21 protein-coding genes are annotated in these 21,376 nt (G+C 68.7%); 8 read left to right on the forward strand and 13 right to left on the reverse strand.

Features of this window, described 5'->3' with window-relative positions; all coding sequences use genetic code 11:
* Positions 1-23: 23 nt before the first annotated feature.
* From ABZ195_RS22715 to pafA, 6 genes are read right to left on the reverse strand one after another with little or no spacing between them, the layout of a single operon-like run.
* Positions 24-2,801 carry an RNA helicase gene (locus ABZ195_RS22715; RefSeq protein WP_355221753.1) on the reverse strand — a complete coding sequence of 926 codons (2,778 nt, stop codon included), beginning with the start codon at positions 2,799-2,801 and terminating at the stop codon, positions 24-26.
* Positions 2,785-3,735, reverse strand: a complete 951-nt coding sequence (gene tatC / locus ABZ195_RS22720) for a twin-arginine translocase subunit TatC (RefSeq protein ID WP_355221755.1) — start codon at positions 3,733-3,735, stop codon at positions 2,785-2,787. Before tatC ends, ABZ195_RS22715 begins: the two co-directional genes overlap by 17 nt.
* A 59-nt stretch (positions 3,736-3,794) precedes the next feature.
* Positions 3,795-4,064 carry a Sec-independent protein translocase subunit TatA gene (gene tatA / locus ABZ195_RS22725; protein ID WP_355221757.1) on the reverse strand — a complete coding sequence of 90 codons (270 nt, stop codon included), beginning with the start codon at positions 4,062-4,064 and terminating at the stop codon, positions 3,795-3,797.
* Positions 4,065-4,094: 30 nt separating this feature from the next.
* A complete protein-coding gene (locus ABZ195_RS22730) occupies positions 4,095-5,078 on the reverse strand; it encodes a YafY family protein (RefSeq protein ID WP_355221759.1) in 984 nt (327 codons plus the stop codon).
* Positions 5,075-6,073 (reverse strand): YafY family protein, encoded by a 999-nt coding sequence (locus tag ABZ195_RS22735; RefSeq protein ID WP_355221761.1) that lies wholly within the window; start codon positions 6,071-6,073, stop codon positions 5,075-5,077. The genes ABZ195_RS22730 and ABZ195_RS22735 overlap by 4 nt, the downstream gene beginning before the upstream one ends.
* Before the next feature lie 54 nt (positions 6,074-6,127).
* Positions 6,128-7,486: a Pup--protein ligase gene (gene pafA / locus ABZ195_RS22740; RefSeq protein ID WP_263998548.1), complete on the reverse strand. Its 1,359-nt coding sequence runs from the start codon at positions 7,484-7,486 to the stop codon at positions 6,128-6,130.
* 109 nt (positions 7,487-7,595) lie between these two features.
* On the opposite strand from pafA, the gene ABZ195_RS22745 reads away from it, so the two are divergent.
* Positions 7,596-7,823 (forward strand): hypothetical protein, encoded by a 228-nt coding sequence (locus ABZ195_RS22745; protein WP_355221895.1) that lies wholly within the window; start codon positions 7,596-7,598, stop codon positions 7,821-7,823.
* On the opposite strand, the gene prcA is transcribed toward ABZ195_RS22745, so the two are convergent.
* The 4 genes from prcA to dop all read right to left on the reverse strand — a co-directional run bounded on the left by prcA (position 7,820) and on the right by dop (position 11,227).
* Positions 7,820-8,545: a proteasome subunit alpha gene (gene prcA / locus ABZ195_RS22750; RefSeq protein WP_355221763.1), complete on the reverse strand. Its 726-nt coding sequence runs from the start codon at positions 8,543-8,545 to the stop codon at positions 7,820-7,822. The genes ABZ195_RS22745 and prcA overlap by 4 nt on opposite strands.
* Positions 8,542-9,456, reverse strand: coding sequence for a proteasome subunit beta (gene prcB / locus ABZ195_RS22755; protein ID WP_355221765.1), 915 nt, complete (start codon positions 9,454-9,456; stop codon positions 8,542-8,544). The genes prcA and prcB overlap by 4 nt, the downstream gene beginning before the upstream one ends.
* Positions 9,453-9,647: a ubiquitin-like protein Pup gene (locus tag ABZ195_RS22760; RefSeq protein WP_355221766.1), complete on the reverse strand. Its 195-nt coding sequence runs from the start codon at positions 9,645-9,647 to the stop codon at positions 9,453-9,455. The genes prcB and ABZ195_RS22760 overlap by 4 nt, the downstream gene beginning before the upstream one ends.
* Positions 9,648-9,718: 71 nt before the next feature.
* Positions 9,719-11,227 (reverse strand): depupylase/deamidase Dop, encoded by a 1,509-nt coding sequence (gene dop / locus ABZ195_RS22765; protein ID WP_355221768.1) that lies wholly within the window; start codon positions 11,225-11,227, stop codon positions 9,719-9,721.
* 24 nt (positions 11,228-11,251) lie between these two features.
* Between dop and ABZ195_RS22770 the strand changes: the two genes are divergently transcribed.
* Positions 11,252-12,508, forward strand: coding sequence for a threonine/serine exporter family protein (locus ABZ195_RS22770; RefSeq protein ID WP_355221770.1), 1,257 nt, complete (start codon positions 11,252-11,254; stop codon positions 12,506-12,508).
* Complete coding sequence (locus ABZ195_RS22775; RefSeq protein ID WP_355221772.1) at positions 12,505-13,185, forward strand: response regulator transcription factor; 681 nt, start codon at positions 12,505-12,507, stop codon at positions 13,183-13,185. Before ABZ195_RS22770 ends, ABZ195_RS22775 begins: the two co-directional genes overlap by 4 nt.
* Here the strand turns inward: ABZ195_RS22775 and ABZ195_RS22780 are convergent.
* On the reverse strand, positions 13,155-14,540 hold the full coding sequence (locus ABZ195_RS22780) for an ATP-binding protein (RefSeq protein ID WP_355221773.1): 1,386 nt from the start codon (positions 14,538-14,540) through the stop codon (positions 13,155-13,157). The genes ABZ195_RS22775 and ABZ195_RS22780 overlap by 31 nt on opposite strands.
* A 21-nt stretch (positions 14,541-14,561) precedes the next feature.
* Between ABZ195_RS22780 and ABZ195_RS22785 the strand changes: the two genes are divergently transcribed.
* The gene (locus ABZ195_RS22785; protein WP_355221775.1) at positions 14,562-15,734 is read left to right on the forward strand and encodes a hypothetical protein; all 1,173 of its coding nucleotides are present in this window, start codon (positions 14,562-14,564) and stop codon (positions 15,732-15,734) included.
* 33 nt (positions 15,735-15,767) lie between these two features.
* On the opposite strand, the gene arc is transcribed toward ABZ195_RS22785, so the two are convergent.
* The gene (gene arc / locus ABZ195_RS22790) at positions 15,768-17,567 is read right to left on the reverse strand and encodes a proteasome ATPase (protein ID WP_355221776.1); all 1,800 of its coding nucleotides are present in this window, start codon (positions 17,565-17,567) and stop codon (positions 15,768-15,770) included.
* Positions 17,568-17,712: 145 nt separating this feature from the next.
* Here arc and ABZ195_RS22795 point away from each other — a divergent pair, with 145 nt between their 5' ends.
* Positions 17,713-18,219, forward strand: coding sequence for a hypothetical protein (locus ABZ195_RS22795; RefSeq protein WP_355221778.1), 507 nt, complete (start codon positions 17,713-17,715; stop codon positions 18,217-18,219).
* Positions 18,220-18,756 (forward strand): hypothetical protein, encoded by a 537-nt coding sequence (locus ABZ195_RS22800; RefSeq protein WP_355221780.1) that lies wholly within the window; start codon positions 18,220-18,222, stop codon positions 18,754-18,756.
* On the opposite strand, the gene ABZ195_RS22805 is transcribed toward ABZ195_RS22800, so the two are convergent.
* Positions 18,753-19,583, reverse strand: coding sequence for a tRNA (adenine-N1)-methyltransferase (locus tag ABZ195_RS22805; RefSeq protein WP_355221782.1), 831 nt, complete (start codon positions 19,581-19,583; stop codon positions 18,753-18,755). The genes ABZ195_RS22800 and ABZ195_RS22805 overlap by 4 nt on opposite strands.
* A gap of 145 nt (positions 19,584-19,728) precedes the next feature.
* On the opposite strand from ABZ195_RS22805, the gene ABZ195_RS22810 reads away from it, so the two are divergent.
* Both ABZ195_RS22810 and ABZ195_RS22815 read left to right on the forward strand, forming a co-directional pair.
* The gene (locus tag ABZ195_RS22810) at positions 19,729-20,580 is read left to right on the forward strand and encodes a RecB family exonuclease (protein WP_355221783.1); all 852 of its coding nucleotides are present in this window, start codon (positions 19,729-19,731) and stop codon (positions 20,578-20,580) included.
* Positions 20,577-21,371: a thioesterase family protein gene (locus tag ABZ195_RS22815; RefSeq protein ID WP_355221897.1), complete on the forward strand. Its 795-nt coding sequence runs from the start codon at positions 20,577-20,579 to the stop codon at positions 21,369-21,371. The genes ABZ195_RS22810 and ABZ195_RS22815 overlap by 4 nt, the downstream gene beginning before the upstream one ends.
* The last annotated feature ends 5 nt before the right edge of the window (positions 21,372-21,376 follow it).

Here is a 21,376-nt window from a genome sequence, read left to right on the forward strand (position 1 = left end):
GACGTCGAAACGCCTGCCACACCCTACCCCGCGTCGACGGCCACGACGCCGCGCCGAATGGCCTCGATCGCGCGTTTCGCCGTGGTCCGCAACGCCGGTGTCGGGGCGGCATTTCGCACCTGGTCGAGCAGATCGAGGACCTGACGGCACCAGCGCACGAAATCGCCTGCCGACAATGGTGATCCGCTACCCGAGGCGTCCGATGCGGCCAATGACGCCGACAGGTCACCCGTAGTCGTCCACCGGTGCATTGCGGCCACGAAACCGACGTCGGGTTCGCGACTCGCCGGTAGCCGGTGCTGCTGTTCCTCGGCCCGAATCTCCGCCCACGACCGGCGGGTCTGCGACAGTGCCCGCCGCATGCCCGGTGTCGCACCCTCGACAAGCGCTGACGCACCCGGAGTGTCGCCCCGCGACTCGAACAGCACCGCCGAGACGACCCCGGCCAACTCGGCCGCGTCGAGACCGTTCCAGGTGCCGCTGCGCAGACACTCCGCGACCAGCAGATCGCTCTCGCTGTAGATCCGCGACAGCAGACGCCCGTCGTCGGTGACCTTGAGATCGCCGTCCGCCGTCCGCTCGATGAAGCCACGGCCGATGAGCAGCAACACGATTCGGTCGAAGGTGCGGGCCAGCGAGTTGGTCGCGGTGTTGACCTTCTTCTGGATGTCCGCGTTGTCCCGCTCGATGCGCAGGAACCGCTCGGCGAGCCGGACCCGTTCGTCTCGGTCGGCGAGCTGGTGAGCGGGATGGGCCGTCATCTGTTCGCGCAGACCGGCGAGTTCGGGATCCACGTCGTGCTCCCGATCCTGGCCCGGCTGACCACGTTTGGGCCGCGTGGCGGGCACGGGCAACCCCGCCGCGGCCGAGCGCAACGCCGACGCGACGTCGCGGCGTACCCGGGGTTGGCGGTGCTCGACGCGCTTGGGCAACGTCATCGACCCCACCCGCAGCGAGGACCCGGAGAAGTCCGTCGACGAAATGCGGCCCGCCCAACGATCTTCGGTGAGCACCAGGGGCCGGGGATCGTCGCGGTCACCGGCCGGTTCGAGGACGACCGCGAGTCCGCCGCGTCGGCCCTGCCCGATGGTGATGATGTCGCCGCGGCGCAACGCGGCCAGCGCGTCGTTGGCCGCCTGCCGGCGCTGCACCCGAGAGGCCCGGGACTGTGCGCGTTCGCGGTCGGCGATCGTGGCGCGCAGCCGAGCATAGGTGAGGATCGGGGCGTCGCGACCGCCGAACTCCGCGGCGATCTCGTCCATCATCTTCTCCCCGCGCGTCACTCCGCGGACCAGGCCGACGACGGAGCGGTCGGCCTGGAACTGCGCGAAGGACCGCTCCAACAGCTGATGCGCCTGCTCGGGGCCCATGTGGTTGGTCAGGTTGATCGTCATGTTGTACGACGGCGCGAACGAACTGCGCAGGGGGAACGTACGCGTCGACGCCAGTCCGGCGACGTCGGCGGGTTCGACGTCGGGGTGCCACAGCACCACGGCGTGGCCCTCGACGTCGATGCCGCGCCGACCGGCGCGCCCCGTCAGCTGGGTGTACTCCCCCGGCGTCAGCGGGGCGTGCTGCTCGCCGTTGAACTTGACCAGCCGCTCCAGCACGACGGTGCGCGCGGGCATGTTGATGCCCAGAGCCAATGTCTCCGTGGCGAACACCGCCTTGACCAACCCTGCGGTGAACAACTCCTCGACGGTGTGCCGGAACACCGGCAGCAGTCCAGCATGGTGCGCGGCGATGCCGCGGAGCAACCCCTCGCGCCATTCGTAGTACCCGAGGACCACCAGGTCGGCGTCGTCGAGCTCGGCACACCGGCGGTCGATCACCTCGGCGATGCGGGCCCGCTCGGCGTCGTCGGTGAGGCGCAACGACGACCGCAGGCACTGCTTGACCGCGGCATCGCAGCCGGCCCGGGAGAACACGAACGTGATCGCCGGCAGCAGCCCCTCGTGGTCGAGGACGCCGATGACGTCGGGCCGCGCCGGTGGTCGGTAGATGGTGGGCCGGCCGCCACCCCCGTGGCGCTGACCGTCGCGGCCGCGCCCCTGCCTGCCGCGCGGCTGCCAGTCCGAGAGCCGGTCTGCCTCCCGTCGGTGCGAGATGTGGCGGATCAGCTCGGGGTCGACGAGGCTGCGGTCGCCGTTGACCTCGGCGCCCTCGAACAGGTCGAACACGCGCTTGCCGACCATCATGTGCTGCCACAGCGGAACCGGCCGGTGCTCGTCGACCACGACGGTGGTGTCACCGCGAACCGTCTGGATCCAGCCGCCGAACTCCTCGGCGTTGCTCACCGTCGCCGACAGGCTCACCAGCCGCACGTCCTCGGAGAGGTGCAGGATGACCTCCTCCCAGACGGCGCCGCGCATCCGGTCGGCCAGGAAGTGCACCTCGTCCATCACGACGTGGGAAAGGCCTTGCAGCGCATCGGAGTTCGCATAGAGCATGTTGCGCAGCACTTCGGTGGTCATGACGACGATCGGGGCGTCGCCGTTGACGTTCTGGTCACCGGTCAGAAGCCCGATGCGCTCGGCGCCGTACCGCTGCACCAGGTCGTTGTGCTTCTGGTTGCTCAGCGCCTTGATGGGCGTGGTGTAGAAGCACTTTCGGCCCGCGGCGAGCGCGAGGTGCACCGCGAACTCCCCCACGACGGTCTTGCCCGCACCGGTCGGGGCGCAGACCAGGACGCCGTGGCCGTTCTCCAGCGCCCGGCAGGCGCGGATCTGGAACGGGTCGAGGCTGAAGGGCAATCCCGCGGTGAAGTCGTCGAGCTGCGGTGTCTCAGGTGGCTTGGTCATCGATGCCCAGCCGCGACGGGGTCGGTACGGCACTGGGCGCCTCGATGGACTCCGCCACCCCGATCGGGGCCGCCTCGTCGTCGGGCACCTCCTCCAGTGCGGCCCGACGCGCCTTGCGCTTGTCGTTGAACCGGGCGATCTGGATCGCGAACTCCAACAACAGCGACAACGCCAGCGCAAGAGCCAGCATCGAGAACGGGTCCGAACCCGGCGTCGCGAACGCCGCGAAGACGAACAACCCGAAGATCAGGCCGCGCCGCCACGACCGCAACTTCTCGTACGGCAGCATGCCGACCAGGTTCAGCATCACGATCAGCAGCGGGAACTCGAAACTGATGCCGAACACCAGCAGCAGGTTGATCAGGAACCCGAAGTATTGGTCACCGTTGAGCGCGGTGATCTGCACGTCGCTGCCGACGGTCAGCAGGAAGGCCAACGCCTGCGACAGCACGACGTAGGCCAGGATCGCGCCGGTGATGAACAGCGCCGCGCCGAAGGCGACGAACACCGAGGCGAACCGGCGCTCCTTCTGATAAAGCCCCGGGGTGATGAACGCCCACAGCTGCTGCAGCCACACCGGGCATGCCAGCACGACACCGGCGGTCAGGGCGACCTTGAAGCGCAGCATGAACTGGTCGAACGGGGCGGTCGCGAGCAGGCGACACTGCCCGTCGGGGGCGATGTCGGCCCGCGACGACGCCGGTAGCGAGCAGTAGGGCGCCCTGAGCCAGTCACCGAGACTGGGCAGACCGAAGAAACCGTGGCTGTACCAGACGAAGCCGAAGATCGTGGTCAGCAGGATTGCCGCCACCGCGATGAGTACGCGGTTGCGCAGCTCGTGCAGATGGTCGACCAACGACATGGTGCCGTCGGGATTGGCTTGCGATCGCCGACGACGGGGATCGAGCCGTTTGAGGATTTCGGGAGTGCGCACGGGGTGTTTGGACGCCAGTTACTGGCGCTGCCTCGCGGCGCGCCGGGGGTAGGAGCCGATCAGGCCGGTCGCTGCTCGGTGGTGTGGGGCGCAGGCGCCGGCGAGGGCTCGACGCGCTCCGAGGAGATCGGCGTCGGGGACGTGGCGGGCTTGGCCGCCTCCGTGCCCTCGGGCTCCTTGCCGTCGGACTGCATTTCCTTGATCTCGGACTTGAAGATTCGCATCGACTTGCCGAGCGAACGCGCAGCGTCCGGAAGCTTCTTCGCGCCGAACAGCAAGACGAACACCGCGATGACGATCAACCAGTGCCACGGCTGTAGACCACCCAATTTCAACACCTCCAAGTGTTGCGGACGAGTCTACCCGTCCGCGTTGTGGCCCATCGTCTCGTAGGCCTCCAGTGCGGCCGCCGCCGAGTCCCGGACCCGCTCGGCCAACGCCCGCGGTTCCAGTATGCGCACCGCGGAGCCGAAACCGAGGACCAGACGCACCATCCACCCCTCCGAGGCGTAGGTCAGCGCCGCCTCGACCGAACCGTCGGGGTGCTCGCGCACCACGCGCAGCGGGTAGTAGTCGAACATCCACGCCGCCGACCGGTCGATCGACAACGTCGCCGCGGGTAGCGACGGGTCGGCGTCGAACAACGAGGTGTCCGGGCCTGCGGCCACGGCAGGCCCCGGCGGTGCGGACCGCTCGTCGAGCACCCGCGCGTCGACGATGCGGTCGAAGCGGAAGAGCCGTACGGCGTCGGCGGTGCGGCACCACGCCTCCAGATAGGTGTGGTCGGCGACCAGCACCACCCGGATCGGGTCGACCACGCGACTCGACAGCGTGTCGTGGCTGGCCGAGTAGTAGTCGATGGCCAGCGCGCGGCCGTCGCGGACCGCGCCACGGACGGCGGCGGCGATCCCGCTCTCGATGGGAGCAGGCTCCTCGACGGCGGCGTCGGACCCCACCCGGGCCCCGGTTGCGGTGCCCGCGGCCGACTCGATCTTCGCGATCGCACTGCGCGCGGCTTCGGGGTCGACGATGCCGGGGACCTCGAGCAGAGCCCGTAGCGCCACCAGGATTCCGGTCGCCTCCGGGGAGGTCAGTCGCAATGGGTGATCCATCCCCGCCGAGAAGGTGACGTCGATGGTGTCGCCGGTGAACTCGAAGTCGATCAGGTCGCCGGGGCCGTATCCCGGAAGCCCGCACATCCACAACTGGTCGAGATCCTGGGTGAGCTGAGACTCGCTCACCCCGAGTTCGGCGGCGGCCTCGGCGCGGGTGATCCTGGGGTTGGCCTGGAAGTACGGGACCATGTTCAGCAGCCGCACCAGCCGCGTGGAGACGCTACTCACGAGCGATCCCCCGCCTGGGCCCGCAGTCGCCCGACGACGTTGTCGCGCAGCGACGCCGGCTCCAGCACGATGGCGTCGGCCCCACAGCTCGCGACGTCGCGGGCCAGTTGATCCTCGCGGCCGAAGTCGAACGCGATCTCGTCGCCCGCGCGCCCGCCCAACGTGCGCGGCGTCGTGGTGACGGCCTGGCGCCGCAATGCCGTGCCGCGGCCCTCGGCGACCCACACCCGGGCCTCCGCGCCCACCGGTGCGTCGGCGACGGAGACCGCGAGGTGCACGATGTGGCGCAGGTCGACGCCGTCGGGGCGGCGCACCGCGTGCCGCGGTCCGATCGCGCGCACGTCGGCGTCGATCCGGGACAACCGGAACGTCCGGGTGGCCTCCCGAGTGCGGTCGTGGCCCACCAGGTACCAGCGGCCGCGATAGGTGATGACACCCCAGGGTTCGACGGTGCGTTCGGTGTGGGGGTCGCTGCGCGAGGCCCGGTGCTTGAACTGCACGGCCTGCCCAGAGTCGATCGCCGCCAACAGTATTCCCAGCACGTCCTCCGAGCCACGCAATCCCGGCAGTGCAGCGGTCGTGGTGATGGCGACCGCGGACTCCGGTGCGTCGACGTCCACCCCGGCGGCCCGCAACTTCAGCAGCGCACCCTGGGTGGCCGTCACCATCTCCGGGGACTCCCACAGCTGCGTCGCCATGGCGACGGCGGCGGCCTCGTCGGCGGTCAACTCCACCGGCGCCAACGCGTAGGCCTCGCGGTTGATGCGGTAGCCCTCGGTCGGGTCCAGGGTGGACACGCGGCCCGTCTCCAGTGGGATGCCGAGGTCCCGTAATTCGTTCTTGTCGCGCTCGAACATTCGCGAGAACGCCTCGTCGCTGGGGCTCTCCGCATACCCGGAGACCGTCTCGCGGATGCGTTCGGCCGTGATGAACGAACGAGTCGACAGCAGCGCGATGACGAGGTTCATCAAGCGCTCGACTTTGGAGATCCCCACCCGGCGAGCTTAATGCCGACCGGGCCCTGCACCGCTCGCCGGATGCCCGCGGGTCTACATGCTCGCGATGAGTCGCTTCACGCGTTCGTCGACGGCACGGAACGGGTCCTTGCACAGCACGGTGCGCTGCGCCTGGTCGTTGAGCTTGAGGTGCACCCAGTCGACGGTGAAGTCCCGGCCGGCAGCCTGTGCCGCGCTGATGAACTCACCGCGCAGCTTGGCCCTGGTGGTCTGCGGCGGTTCGTCGACCGCGGCGTCGATGTCCTCGTCGGTGGTGATCCGCGCGGCGAGCCCCTTGCGCTGCAGCAGGTCGAACACGCCGCGACCGCGCTTGATGTCGTGGTAGGCCAGGTCGAGCTGGGCGATCTTCGGATCGGAGAGCTCCATGTCGTAGCGGTCCTGGTAGCGCTCGAAGAGCTTCTTCTTGATCACCCAGTCGACCTCGGTGTCGACCTTCGCGAAGTCCTGGCTCTCGACGGCGTCGAGTTGACGCCCCCACAGGTCCACCACCTGCTCGATCTGGGCGTTGGGCTCACGGGTCTGGAGGTGCTCGACGGCACGGCTGTAGTACTCGCGCTGGATGTCGAGCGCGCTGGCTTGGCGTCCACCGGCCAGGCGCACCGGGCGGCGGCCGGTGAGGTCGTGACTGACCTCGCGGATCGCGCGAATCGGATTGTCCAGCGAGAAGTCCCGGAACGGAACGCCGGCCTCGATCATCTCGAGCACCAGCGCGGCGGTGCCCACCTTGAGCATCGTGCTGGCCTCGCACATGTTGGAGTCCCCGACGATGACGTGCAGACGGCGGTACTTCTCGGCGTCGGCGTGCGGCTCGTCGCGGGTGTTGATGATCGGCCTGCTGCGGGTGGTCGCGCTCGAGACGCCCTCCCAGATGTGCTCGGCGCGCTGACTCAGGCAGAAGGTCGCCGCCTTCGGCGTCTGGAGCACTTTGCCCGCGCCGCAGATCAATTGGCGGGTGACCAGGAACGGAAGCAGCACGTCGGAGATCCTGGAGAACTCGCCGGCGCGCACGATCAGGTAGTTCTCGTGGCACCCGTAGGAGTTGCCCGCCGAGTCGGTGTTGTTCTTGAACAGGTAGATGTCGCCGCCGATGCCCTCGTCGGCCAGCCGCTGCTCGGCGTCGACGAGGAGGTCCTCCAGCACGCGCTCACCAGCGCGGTCATGCGTGACGAGCTGGATGAGGCTGTCACACTCGGCCGTCGCGTACTCCGGGTGCGATCCCACGTCGAGGTACAACCTGGCGCCGTTGCGGAGGAACACGTTGGAGCTTCGACCCCACGAGACCACGCGTCGGAACAGATAGCGGGCAACTTCGTCGGGAGACAACCTTCGGTGACCGTGAAACGTGCACGTCACACCGAATTCGGTCTCAATGCCCATGATTCGCCGCTGCACGTAGTCGAGCTTACGGGTTGTGCGTCGCAGGCGGGGCGACCATGGGCTGCGGCGTCGCCGCGAAGGGCTACGGTAGGGGCGAAATGCCGTCGTGAACGAGGAGAATCTGATGGGCTTCAACCCCAGGGACGCGATCGAGTCGGTCAAGGACATCGCGACGAACGCCGTCGAGCGGTCCGCAGACATCGTCGACATCGCCGGTCACATCCTCAAGGGCGACCTCACCGCCGGCGTCGAGGGGATCGTGTCCAGTTCCATGGACATCGCCACCCACTCGGCCCACAAGATCAAGGAGATCGCCACCGGCCGCGGCGACGATCTCGACGAGATCGTCTAGGGCTCCTCCACCGGGAGTAGCGCCTCCAGCGCCGAGCCCGTGATGCGTCTGAATGCCCGACGCGGACGGTTGGCGTCCAGGATGGCGATCTCGAGGGTGGCCGGGCCCAGGGTGCGGGTCTCCGTGCCGTTGCCTGCGGCCGCCGCGATGCCCGACTTGAGCGCGTCGACGGCGATCTTGGCCGCCTCGCTCAGGCTGGCGTTCTCCGTGAACGACTCGTTCAGCGCCGTGATGATCGGCTCGGTGGTGCCACCCATCACCACGAAGTGCGGCTCGTCGGCGATCGATCCGTCGTAGGTGATCCGGTACAGCTCAGGCGATTTGGTCTCGCCGTAGTGCGCCACCTCGGCGACGCACAGCTCGACCTCGTAGGGCTTGGCCTGCTCGGTGAAGATGGTGCCGAGGGTCTGGGCGTACACGTTGGCCAGCTGACGGCCCGTGACGTCGCGACGGTCGTAGGCGTAACCGCGGGTGTCGGCGAACTGGATGCCGCCGCGACGCAGGTTGTCGAACTCGTTGAACCGGCCCACCGCGGCGAAGCCGACGCGGTCATACAGCTCGGAGACCTTCTGCAGCGAGCGCGACGGGTTCTCCGCAACGAACAACACCCCGCCCGAGTAGGCCAGCACGATGACGCTGCGACCGCGGGAGATGCCCTTGCGCGCGAGCTCGGACCGCTCGCGCATCGCCTGTTCCGGCGAGATGAAGTACGGGAAGCTCACAGCTCTACCGTCCCGTCATCGATACCGAAAGATTCATCACGGGAACGCCTTTCGATGACGTCGCGGGCGAGTGCGGCGATGCGTTCCTTGGTGACCTCCACGGCACCCTCGGCGTCGATGACGACCGCCGTCGGGTAGATGCCGCGCGCCAGGTCCGGTCCGCCGGTCGCCGAGTCGTCGTCGGCGGCGTCGTAGAGCGCCTCGACGGCTGCCGCCAACGCAGAGTCCGCGTCGGTCACCCGGGAGTACAGCTTCTTGATCGACGACCTCGCGAAGACCGACCCCGAACCGACCGACTGGTAGCCCTCGAGTTCGACGTTCCAGCCACCCGCGGCGTCGAAGGACACGATGCGTCCGGCGCCCTCGGGGTTGGGGTCGTCGAGGTCGTAACCCACCAGCAGGGGGATCGCCACGAAGCCCTGTAGGGCGGCACCGAGGTTGCCGCGCACCATGATCGAGAGCCGGTTGACCTTGCCGGCGAAGGTCAGCGCGACGCCCTCGACCTTCTCGTAGTGCTCGAGTTCGACGGCGTAGAGCCGGGCGAACTCGACGGCAATGGCAGCGGTGCCCGCGATGCCGGTCGCGGTGTAGTCGTCGGTCACGTGGATCTTCTGCACGTCGCGGCCGGCGATGACGTTGCCCTGCGTCGACCGGCGGTCACCGGCGATCAAGACGCCACCCGGGAACTTGATGGCGACGATCGTGGTGCCGTGTGGCACCGCGTTGGTCGCCCCGAGGTCACCCGAGGTGGGGCCGACCGGCTGACTCGCGGGCAGCAGGTGCGGCGACTGCCGACGCAGCAACTCGAAGAAGGACGAGGTGTCCCCCGACATCGCCGACATGTTGGACGGCGACGACGCTCCGGGGAGGTGTGGAAGGAATGACGGCCGATCGTTGGAGGGCCAGGTCACTGGCCGCCCTTTTGGACATACGCACGCACGAAGTCCTCCGCGTTCTCCTCGAGTACGTCGTCGATCTCGTCGAGCAGATCGTCGGTCTCCTCGGAGAGCTTCTCGCGACGCTCCTGGCCGGCCGCACCGCTGCCGGTGGGGTCGTCGTCATCGCCGCCGCCACCACCACGCTTGGTCTGCTCCTGAGCCATCGCTGCCTCCTGCTCGTGTCAATCCCCACCAGTTCCCTCACAGTACCGGTCGGGGTCTGGATTGCCGGTCCTCAGGTCGTCAGCTGCGCGACGAGTTCGGCTGCGCTGTCCACCGAGTCGAGCAACGCTCCGACGTGGGCCTTGCTTCCGCGCAGCGGCTCCAGGGTCGGGATGCGGACCAGGGAGTCGCCCCCGAGGTCGAAGATCACCGAATCCCAGCTGGCCGCGGCGATGTCCGCACCGAACCGGCGCAGACACTCGCCGCGGAAGTACGCGCGGGTGTCGGTGGGCGGGTTGTCGACGGCGTCGATCACCTGCTGCTCGGTGACGAGGCGCTTCATCGAACCGCGCGCCACCAGCCGGTTGTAGAGACCCTTGTCGAGCCGGACGTCGGAGTACTGCAGGTCCACCAGGTGCAGACGCGGGGCCGACCAGCCGAGGTTCTCGCGCTGCCGGAAACCCTCCAGCAACCGAAGCTTGGCGGGCCAGTCGAGGATCTCGGCGCACTCCATCGGGTCGCGCTCCAGCAGGTCCAGCACCGTCGCCCACGTCTCGAGCACCTTCGTCGCCGACGGGTCCGGATCGCGGGCGTCGACCAGTTTGGCCACCCGGTCGAGGTAGATCCGTTGCAGCGCAAGGGCCGTCAGTTCCCGACCGTCGGTCAGGGCGATGGTGGCGCGCAGCGACGGATCCCGGCTGACGACGTGTACGGCGTGCACGGGTCGGGCCAGCGCGAGGTCGGAGAGGTCGAGACCGTGGGCCGGACCCTCCTCGATGAGGTCGAGCACGAGCGAGGTGGTGCCCACCTTGAGATAGGTCGACGTCTCGGCGAGGTTCGCGTCGCCGATGATGACGTGCAGCCGGCGGTACTTGTCCGCGTCGGCGTGCGGCTCGTCGCGGGTGTTGATGATCCCGCGCTTGAGCGTGGTCTCGAGGCCGACCTCCACCTCGATGTAGTCCGCGCGCTGGGTCAGCTGGAAGCCGGGTTCGTCGCCGGCCGGACCAATGCCGACCCGGCCCGAACCGGTGACGACCTGACGCGACACCAGGAACGGCGTCAGCCCGGCGATCACCGCCGAGAACGGGGTCTGCCGACTCATCAGATAGTTCTCGTGGGTGCCGTAGGAGGCGCCCTTGCCGTCCACGTTGTTCTTGTAGAGCTGCAACTTGGCCGCCCCGGGCACGCTGGCCACGTGCCGCGCAGCCGCCTCCATCACCCGCTCGCCCGCCTTGTCCCAGATGACGGCGTCCAGCGGGTCGGTCACCTCGGGGGCGGAGTACTCCGGATGCGCGTGGTCGACGTAGAGGCGCGCACCGTTGGTGAGGATCATGTTCGCGGCACCGACCTCGTCGGCGTCGACGATCGGCGGTGGCCCGCTGGCCCGGCTCAGGTCGAAGCCGCGGGCGTCGCGCAGCGGCGACTCGACCTCGTAGTCCCACCTGGTCCGCTTCGCCCGCTGGATGCCGGCGGCCGCCGCGTAGGCCAGCACGGCCTGCGTGGACGTCAAGATCGGATTGGCGGTCGGATCGGACGGCGAGGAAATGCCGTATTCGACCTCGGTACCGATGATCCGTTGCATGCACTCAGCGTAGGGGAAGGCCCCATGGTTGCCAGGCGGGCACCCGAGTTGGTGAACTATCCCGTGCCCCGCGAACCCGACGACGCCGAGGCGATGCAGTTCGTCGCCGCCCTCGGTGCCGCGATGGCCGCGGCGAACTATCCGGTGTCGTTGGTGCGCAACGCCATGGTGGCGACGTCGCGGGCCTATGGGCTGGACACCCAATATCTGGCGCTACCCAACTACGTTCAGGTCGGTTCGTCGAGCAGCGGAGGCCGGCTCTTCATCTCCCACCCCGACGAGGACCTGCGGTTCGATCAGACCTTCCCGCTGGCGACGCTGGTCGCCCAGGCGCAGGCAGGTGAGGTCACCCCCGCCGAGGGGCAGTCGGAACTGACGCGGATCTGGCGACTGCCCAACCGGTTTCCGGCGTGGGTCGGCGTCGTCGGGTACACCGTGCAGAGCGCCGGGCTGGCACTGATCCTGCAACCCGCGCCGCTGACGCTGCTGATGGCGGTGGTGTTGGGCGCCGTCGTCGGAGTGATGTGCGAGCTGGCCCGCCACAACGACGCCATCCAGCAGCTGCTTCCGACGGTGTGCGCGTTCACCGTGTCGCTGATCGCGTTCACCGCAGTCGACTGGTTGCACCTGGGCGACGCCAGCCTGCGCGCTCTGGCGCCACCGTTGGCCACCTTCCTCCCCGGTGCGGCGATCACGCTGGCGGTGGCCGAATTGTCCTCTCGCCAAGTGGTTTCCGGTGCCAGCCGACTGGTGAGCGGGCTGATGAGGATGGCGCAGCTGGCATTTGGAATCCTGGTGGCCGCCCAGGTCGCCGGCATCTCCGATTCGCACCTGAGCGTGGCGCACGTCGACCGGCTCGGTCCGTGGGCACCGTGGCTGGGCGTGGCGCTCTACGGCGTCGGCGCCATGCTGTCCTTCGGCCTGCCGACACGGTTCCTGCCCTGGATGTTGACGATGCTGACGGTCGCCTACGTCGGGCAACTCGCCGGCAACGCCGTATTGGGTACGTACGCGGCCGGTTTCGGCGGCGGCCTGGCCCTCACCCTGTGCGCCGTGGCCGTCGCGCGCCGGCCGGGCACGCCGGCGGCGATCTCGCTGATCTTGCCCGGCTTCTGGCTGTTGGTACCGGGATCGCTGGGATTGATGGGAGTGACCGAGGTGCTCGGCACGGACAGCACCACGGTCTTCACGGCCACGTTCATCTCGATGATCTCGATCGCCCTCGGCGTACAGAGCGGGCTGCTCATCTGGCGGGCTCGGCGAGGAGGGCCGGGGTCATGAAGGTCCTCGTCGTCGAAGACGAAGCCCTGCTGGCGTCGACCCTGATGATCGGGTTGCGTGCCGAGGGTTTCACGGTGGTGGCCGTGGCCACCGGCGTGGACGGATTGGCCCGCGCCACGGAGGGCGAGTTCGACGTCGTCGTCCTCGACATCATGCTGCCCGGGCTCAACGGTTACGAAGTGTTGCGCCACATGCGTTCTCGCGGGATATGGACACCTGTGCTGATGCTGACCGCCAAGGATGGCGAGTACGACCAGACCGACGCCTTCGACCTCGGCGCCGACGACTACCTGACCAAGCCGTTCTCGTTCATCGTGTTGGTGGCCCGGCTTCGGGCCCTGGTGCGCCGCGCCGCGCCGCAGCGCCCCGCCGTGCTGGTGGCCGGGACGCTGACGCTCGACCCGTCGCGCCGCGAGGTGTTCCGCGGTGACGAGCAAATCTCGCTGACCCCGCGCGAGTACGGCTTGCTCGAATACCTGATGCGCAACAAGGACACCGTCGTCACCAAGGCTCAGATCCTGCAGAACGTGTGGGCCGCCGATTACGAGGGCGCCGACAACGTCGTGGAGGTGTACGTGGGCTACGTGCGCCGCAAGATCGACATCCCGTTCGGCACTCGGACCATCGAGACCGTCCGTGGCGTCGGCTACCGACTGGCGTCCGAGGACCTCAGCTGAATCGTCACCGACGCTCCCGTGCCGATTCCGGCACCGATGCTCGTGCTCCCGCCGTGGGCCGCCACGATCTCCCGCACGATCGCGAGACCCAGGCCGGAACCGCCCGCACTCCTGGACCGGTCGGCGTCCAACCGGACGAAGCGGTCGAAGACGCGTTCGCGGTCCTGCGGCGGGATGCCGGGTCCGTCGTCGGCGACGGTGACCCGGACCGCGTCGTCGTCGCGCCGCACGGTCACCCGAACCCGCGACGCCGCGTGCCGTCCCGCGTTGTCCAGCAGGTTGCGCAGAACCCTCGACAGTGCGGCGGGGTCACCGGTCAACCGGACCGGCTCGAAGTCGCCCTGTACCTCGAGGGTCGTCTCGCGGCGCAGTCGGTCGAGTTCCTCGGCCGCCAGGTCGTCGAGGTCGACGTCCTCGCGGGCGATGTCCAACCCACGCTCGTCGGCCCTGGCCAGCAGCAAGAGGTCGTCGATGAGCACCTTCATGCGCAGCGCCTCGGGCATCAGCGTCGTGGAGACCAGGTCGCCGGCTTGGTCGCCGCCGAGCACCTCGGGGTGGGCGACGACCACCTCCAGCGCCGAGATGATCGTCGTCAGAGGGCTTCTCAGTTCGTGTGACGCGTCGCCGACGAATCGCTTCTGCGCCTCGTGACCGGCTTGGAGACGGGCCAGCATCTCGTTCATCGTCACCGCGAGGGCCGCGATCTCGTCACGGCTGTCCGGCACCGGAACGCGGTCGGCCAGATCGGAGGTCGTGATGTCGGCGACCCGGGACCGAATGTCGTCGACCGAGCGCATGGAGCGGTGCACCAGCACGTAGGTCGCCACCCCGGAGACCAGGACCACCACCGGCGCGGCGATGGCCAGCGCGACGACCACCGCCCACACCGTCGACGCGATCGTCGCCGTGCCCTCCCCGACGACGACGGTGTACCGGCCGTCGGGTCCCGCGACCGTCTGAGCGCTGAAGCGGACCCGGTCGAACGGCGAGGACACCTCGGGCATGCCGATGCGAATCCCGTCTCCGACGTCGTTCATCGCGACCAGCGGGGTGTCCGGAGCCGACGGGGACCGCCGCAGGACCGTGCCGTCCCCGGCGATCACCTGCACCGCCACGATGCGCTGGTCGGTGGTCAGCAGCACCGGGTCCAGGCCGGTCGCACCGCGATCGGCGACCTGCGCGGAGATCTCGCCGACCCTGGTCGCCGCCGCGGAGTCGACGCCGGAGAGCATGGTGCGGTAGAGGATCGCCGCCAGCCCCGCCCCGGCGATGCCGAGGGCGACGAAGACCACCGTGGCCGCGACCAACGCCGACCGCCCCGAGATGCCCCAGTCCGCAGTGCGTCGTCTCGCCATAGCGGTCACCAGTCCATCACAATGTTTGCCGTGCCCGACATGCAGCAGGTCCACGAGTGGTTCCTGCATCGTGGCCTGCCGCTGGTGCTGACCCGGCGGGTGCGCTCACGGCATCTGATCGAGCGCTCGGCACCGATGGTCAGCGGCGTCGGCGCACTCACGGCGGTGACGATGCTGCTGGCCGAGGTCACCGGCGACTCCCCCGACTACGGCTACGCCCTTCGGCTCGGGGTGATCGCCCTCGTCCTGGTCGCCGCCCCGTTCGCGCTGTATCTCCTGCACCGCCTGGACAGCACTCGCGGCGAGACGGGCCGGCGGACGGCGGCCCTGGTCGTCATGGCGATCTTCGTGGTCGTGATGCCGGTGACCGTCAGCGGGTGGTCGGCCGCCGCGGCAGCCGAGGCGCCGGCATTCGTCGTCATCACCCTGCTCGCGATCTGGCTGACCTACCTCGGATTCGGGTCGATCGCGGCCTGGGCGTTCCGCTTCGCCTGGGTGCAACTCGGCGCGCTGGGCACCCTGATGAGTCGCGCCCTGCCCCTGCTGATGCTGACCGTGGTGGTGTACTTCACCGGCGAACTCTGGCAGCTCGCCGCCCGCATGACGCGCCAGCGGTTGTGGCAGGTGATCGCCTTCTTCGCCGTCGTCGCGCTGGCCTTCGTGGTGACGACGATCCGCGACGAGGTACGCGCGCTGCGCGAGGACCGGGCCGAGGAGACCGACCAGGCCGGCCTGCTGGCCGGCACGCCGTTGGCCGTACCGGCGGGAGAGCAGATCGACCGCACCCCGCTCTCGCGCGCCGAGCAGATCAACGTCGTCGCCGTGATGGTGGTGTCCCAGGCCATCCAGGTGGTGTTCTTCACCGCGGGCCTGTTCGCCTTCTTCTTGGCGCTGGGCATCGTCGCGGTCCCCGACGACGTCGCCGTCCTGTGGTCGGCCGAGCAGACCTGCGCGGTGGGCCAACCCCCCTGCGCGGGAACGTGGTTCGGCATCCACATCCCGGTTCCGCAGACGATGGTGCACATGTCATTGTTCGTCGCGGTGCTCTCCGGGCTGTACTTCACCGTCAGCACGAGCGTCGACCCGCTCTACCGTCAGCGCTTCTTCGATCCGTTGATCGCCGACGTCGCCGTTAGCCTGGCGGGTCGCGACGCCTACCTCGCCATGGAGTCTGGCCTACGATCTTCGCGTTGACCTCGCCGACGACGACTTCACCGGCCCCCTCTGCTAGAGGTACTGCCCCAGGTTCGACTCGGTGTCGATGGCACGGCTGGCGCTGCTGCTCTTGCCGGTGACCAGCGTGCGGATGTAGACGATCCGCTCGCCCTTCTTGCCCGAGATCCTGGCCCAGTCGTCCGGGTTGGTGGTGTTGGGCAGGTCCTCGTTCTCGGCGAACTCGTCGACGATCGAGTCGAGCAGGTGCTGGATGCGCAGACCGTGCTGTCCGGTCTCGAGCACCGACTTGATCGCGAACTTCTTCGCCTTGTCCACGACGTTCTGAATCATGGCGCCGGAGTTGAAGTCCTTGAAGTACATGACTTCCTTGTCACCGTTGGCGTAGGTGACTTCGAGGAACCGGTTCTCGTCGACCTCGGCGTACATCCGGTCGACGACCTTCTCGATCATCGCCTTGATGCACGCGCCGCGGTCTCCGCCGAACTCGGCGAGATCGTCGGCGTGCACCGGAAGATTCTCGGTCAGGTACTTGGAGAAGATGTCCTGGGCCGCCTCGGCGTCCGGCCGCTCGATCTTGATCTTGACGTCCAGGCGACCGGGCCGCAGGATCGCCGGGTCGATCATGTCCTCGCGGTTGGAGGCACCGATGACGATGACGTTCTCCAGGCCCTCGACGCCGTCGATCTCACTGAGCAGCTGCGGAACGACGGTGGTCTCGACGTCGGAGCTGACGCCGGTGCCGCGGGTGCGGAAGATCGAGTCCATCTCGTCGAAGAACACGATGACCGGAGTGCCCTCGGAGGCCTTCTCGCGAGCCCGCTGGAAGATCAAGCGGATGTGCCGCTCGGTCTCGCCGACGAACTTGTTCAGCAGTTCCGGGCCCTTGATGTTGAGGAAGTAGGACTTCGCCTCGCGGGCGTCCTCGCCGCGCACCTCGGCCATCTTCTTGGCCAGCGAGTTGGCCACGGCCTTGGCGATGAGGGTCTTTCCGCACCCGGGAGGCCCGTAGAGCAAGACGCCCTTCGGGGGCCGCAGCGAGTATTCGCGGTAGAGGTCCTTGTGCAGGAACGGCAGTTCGACGGCGTCGCGGATCTGTTCGATCTGCCGGGTCAAACCACCGATGTCCTCGTAGCTGACGTCCGGCACCTCCTCGAGCACGAGATCCTCGACCTCGGCCTTGGGGATGCGCTCGAAGGCGTATCCGGCCTTCGTGTCCACCAACAGTGAGTCACCCGGGCGCAGCTTGCGGGGCTTCCAGTCGTCGTCACCGTCCTCGAGGGCGACGTCGGGCAGGAACTCCGCGGCGACGAGCGGTTCGGCCAGCCAGACGATGCGCTCCTCGTCGGCGTGACCCACGACGAGCGCGCGGTGGCCGTCGCCGAGGATCTCGCGCAGCGTGCTGATCTCACCGACGGACTCGTAGGTGCCTGCCTCGACCACGGTGAGGGCCTCGTTGAGCCGGACCGTCTGGCCCTGCTTGAGTTCCTTCACCTCGATGTTCGGCGAGCACGTCAGCCGCATCTTGCGACCGGAGGTGAACACGTCGACCGTATCGTCGGAGTGGGTGCCCAGCAGAACGCCGTATCCGCTCGGCGGCTGACCCAGCCGGTCGACTTCCTCGCGCAAGGCCAGCAACTGTTGACGGGCTTCCTTGAGGGTGTCCATCAGCTTGGCGTTGCGGGCCGCCAAGGAGTCGATCCGGGCTTCGAGTTGGTGCACGTCGCGCGCGCTGCGCAGGCCGCTGTCGGTCCCAACCGCACGTTCGAGTTGCTCGCGAAGCGCGGCGGCTTCGCGGCGCAGTTCTTCCAATTCGGCGGCTTCGCCGCTCGACATGGGCTCTGACTCACTCATGTTGCGCCCCTCCCCGCACCGAAAGTTGGTGCAGTAACACCTTCAACGCTACCGGCGATTCAGTCTTTGTGTGTGGTGTAGGAATCTGACACACCAGCAACACTGTTAGCCTCATTGATGAGTTAGGCCGATCGAAAGGACAGCCGTGATCCTGAAAACCCTCGTTACCGGCATGGCAGCAGCAGCCGTCGTAGCCGGAGCAGCGGGTGGTGTGACGTCCGTTGCATCGAGCCTAGGTTCGGGCGCGTCATCGTCCACGGCGGCCATCCAGCCCGTGGTCATGGGCATCCCGCTCCCCGAGGCCCCGGCACCAGACCTCCAGGCACCTCTGCTGCAGACCCTCAACGGGCTGGCCGGCGGTGGTTCCTTCTCCGGCGCCAAGGGCACCTACATCGAGGGCGGCCTCGGTCGCATCGAGGGCATCGCCGCCGATCGCGAGTATGGCAAGGCAGCCGCGAAGGGCTACTTCCCGCTGAGCTTCGTCGTCGCCGACGTCGACTCCGACGGCACGGTCGCCACAGCGAACGTCACGGCCACCGCGAACACCGGTGCCACGAAGACCGAGCCGGTGACCTTCGTCGCCGGCCCGAGCCCCACCGGCTGGCAGATCTCCAAGCAGTCCGCCCTGGCGCTGTTGTCCTCGAACGGCTAGGTGCACCGCAGCCACGTCTCCATCCTGAGCGCCGTCACCTTGGTGGCGGCGCTCTGGCTTGGTGGGTGCGCCGACGAACCGCCCGCGGCGACGACGCAGAGCGCGGGTCCGGCGATGGGCACCATGCGTCCGGCCCTGCCCACGGTCTCGCCGCTGCCGGCGCCGGATCAGCTGGCGGGCGTGCTCTCCAAATTGGCCGACACTTCGATTCCCGCTGAGCAGAAGGTCGCCCTGGTGCAGTACGCCACCACCGACGACGAACCCGCGCTGAAGAACTTCGGCGAAGCACTGGCCGCCAGCGGGTTCACCCCGCTGACCGTGGACGCCGCCGACCTCCGGTGGGCGGGTGAACCTGGCCACGTCATCGCGTCGGTGACCATCGGCACGCCCAACCCTCAGGTACGCCCGTTCACGTTCCCCATGGAGTTCGTGCCGATTCGCGACACCTGGCAGCTCAGCAAGCGGACGGCCGATCAACTGTTGCCGATGGTCGGGGCGACGCCGCCGCCGGTACCGCCGCCACCACCCCCGGGTTAGACGGCGGGCCGTTTCCGGCGGTATGGCGCAGGCGTGATCGTGCCGGGTGCCAGCTTGCGGGCGCTGACCAGGAACGCGGTGTGGCCGCGCATCGAGTGCTGCGGCCGCACGGCCAGACCGACCACGTCCCACCCACGCTGCAACGACTCCCACGCCCGTGGCTCGGTCCAGCAGAGCTGCTCCCGCAGCGCCTCGACGATGCGCGACAACTGGGTGACCGTCGCGACGTAGACCATCAGCACCCCGCCGGACACCAGCGCACCGGCGACCGCGTCGAGCACCTCCCACGGCGCCAGCATGTCGAGCACCGCGCGGTCGACCTGCGGCCCGTCGTAGGTGTTCAGATCGGCGATGCGCAGGTCCCAGTTCGCCGGCCGCTCGCCGTAGAACGTGACGACGTTGCGTTCGGCGTGCTCGGCGTGGTCCTCGCGCAGTTCGTAGGACACCACCGCCCCCTGGGGCCCGACGGCCCGCAGCAGCGAGCACGTCAGCGCGCCCGAGCCGGCGCCGGCCTCCAGCACGCGTGCGCCCGGGAAGATGTCGCCCTCGTGCACGATCTGCGCGGCGTCCTTCGGGTAGATCACCTGCGCGCCGCGGGGCATCGAGAGGACGTAGTCCATCAGAAGGGGACGCAGCACCAGGAACGGGTCGCCGTTGGCGGACTTGACCACGCTGCCCTCGGGCTGGCCGATCACCGAGTCGTGGGTGATGCCGCCACGATGGGTGTGGTACTCGCCGCCGGGAGTCAGCACCATCGTGTAGTGCTTGCCCTTCGCGTCGGTCAGCTGGACACGATCGCCGACGTCGAACGGCCCGGTGCGTTTCACAGCGGATCAGCCTGCCAGCAGACCCGCCGGGTCCGGTGCGCGGGGTTGTCGGAGGGCCGTCATAGGCTCCGGAGGGCAGGAGCGCAGCGACCGGGGACACTGTCCGGTGGGCAGGAGCGCAGCGACCGGGGAGAGGAACCAGTACGTGAGCGAGGACGCGGCGGCACCGACCCGGCGTCCTGCCCTGTCGCCGTCGCGTGCCAGCGACTTCAAGCAGTGCCCGCTGCTGTATCGGCTGCGCGCGATCGACCGGCTGCCGGAGCCGTCGTCGCCCGCTCAGGTCCGTGGAACGGTGGTCCACGGCGCGCTGGAGCTGCTCTACGCCCTGCCCGCGGCCAGCCGGGTGCCCGGGACGGCGATGACGTTGGTCGAGCCGGCCTGGGAGGAGATGGCCGCGGCCCGCCCGGAGTTGGCCGGGGACCTGGAGCCGGCAGAGCGAGACAAGCTCCTCGACGAGGCCCGTGCGCTGGTGTCGGGCTATTACCGCCTGGAGGATCCGACCCGGTTCGACCCCGAGAGTTGCGAGCAGCGCGTCGAGGTCGAGCTGTCCGACGGCACGCTGCTGCGTGGGTTCGTCGACCGCATCGACGTCGCCCCCACCGGCGAGCTGCGGGTGGTGGACTACAAGACCGGTAGGGCGCCGTCGGCCACCCGGGAGCTCGCGGAGGCCAAGGCGCTGTTCCAGATGAAGTTCTACGCCGTGGCGCTGCTGCGCTCGCGCGGTGTGCTGCCCGCCCGGCTCCGGCTGTTGTACCTCGCCGACGGCCAAGTCTTGGACTACACGCCCGATCTCGACGAACTGGTGCGCTTCGAGAAGACCCTGATGGCGATGTGGCAGGCCATTCAGACCATCGGCGCGACCGGCGACTTCCTGCCCAAGCCGTCGCGGATGTGCGATTGGTGCGCCCACCACGCGCACTGTCCGACCTTCGGCGGCACGCCGCCGCCGTATCCCGGCTGGCCCAGCGGCACCGAGCCCGCGGAGCCGGCGGCGTGACCGACTGCTACTACCGACGACTCGACTCCGACGGCGGCGCTCATCTCTTCGACAGCACGGCCCTCACGGCGAGCAACTGGGACCCGACGATCCAGCACGGGTCGCCGCCGTTGGCCTTGATGAGCCGGTTGATCGAGGATCAGGCCGCGGGATCCGGGCAGCGAGTAGGCCGGTTGCTCCTCGACATCCTCGGCGCCATTCCGGTCGCCCCGGTGCGGGTGCGTTCCTGGGTGCAGCGGCCAGGTTCGCGAATCTCGTTGCACCAGGCCGAGATGTCCGCCCAACGCCCGGACGGCAGTTGGCGAGCCGTGGCCACCCTGTCGGCCTGGTTGCTCGCGGTCGGTGACACCGCCGCGGTCGCCTTCGACCGCCATCCGCCGATCGCCGAGGGCGAACCTGCGACCGACGCGCACGGCTGGGCGGGCGCACCCGGTTACCTGGAGTCGGTGAGCTGGCGACGCCAGGCCCAGGGTGACGACGGCGCGGCGGTGGCCTGGCTGCGCCCGCTGGTGTCGCTGGTCGAGGACGAACCCGTCACCGACCTGCAGCGGATGACCATGGTGGTCGACTCGGCCAATGGCGTTGGTGCACAACTGGATCCGGCTCGGTACACCTTCATGAACACCGACACCGCGGTGCACCTGCACCGTCTTCCCCGCGGCACCGACTTCGGCCTGCGGGCCCGCGGATCGATCGGCCCCGACGGCATCGGCGTGACCACCGCCGAGATCTTCGACCGCGACGGATTCATCGGCACGTCGGCGCAGACGTTGTTGGTCATCCCGCGCTGAGCGCG

It is taken from the genome of Mycobacterium sp. NPDC006124 (assembly GCF_040614235.1).
Classification (GTDB): Bacteria; Actinomycetota; Actinomycetes; order Mycobacteriales; family Mycobacteriaceae; genus Mycobacterium.

What these genes read in the sequence shown, in the direction of transcription:
- ABZ195_RS22785 (WP_355221775.1), top strand. Translation starts at nt 14,562, where the DNA reads ATGTTTGCCGTGCCCGACATGCAGCAGGTCCACGAGTGGTTCCTGCAT.
- arc (WP_355221776.1), bottom strand. Translation starts at nt 17,567, where the DNA reads ATGAGTGAGTCAGAGCCCATGTCGAGCGGCGAAGCCGCCGAATTGGAA.
- ABZ195_RS22715 (WP_355221753.1), bottom strand. Translation starts at nt 2,801, where the DNA reads ATGACCAAGCCACCTGAGACACCGCAGCTCGACGACTTCACCGCGGGA.
- ABZ195_RS22760 (WP_355221766.1), bottom strand. Translation starts at nt 9,647, where the DNA reads ATGGCTCAGGAGCAGACCAAGCGTGGTGGTGGCGGCGGCGATGACGAC.
- ABZ195_RS22770 (WP_355221770.1), top strand. Translation starts at nt 11,252, where the DNA reads ATGGTTGCCAGGCGGGCACCCGAGTTGGTGAACTATCCCGTGCCCCGC.
- ABZ195_RS22780 (WP_355221773.1), bottom strand. Translation starts at nt 14,540, where the DNA reads ATGGCGAGACGACGCACTGCGGACTGGGGCATCTCGGGGCGGTCGGCG.
- ABZ195_RS22775 (WP_355221772.1), top strand. Translation starts at nt 12,505, where the DNA reads ATGAAGGTCCTCGTCGTCGAAGACGAAGCCCTGCTGGCGTCGACCCTG.
- dop (WP_355221768.1), bottom strand. Translation starts at nt 11,227, where the DNA reads ATGCAACGGATCATCGGTACCGAGGTCGAATACGGCATTTCCTCGCCG.
- ABZ195_RS22745 (WP_355221895.1), top strand. Translation starts at nt 7,596, where the DNA reads ATGGGCTTCAACCCCAGGGACGCGATCGAGTCGGTCAAGGACATCGCG.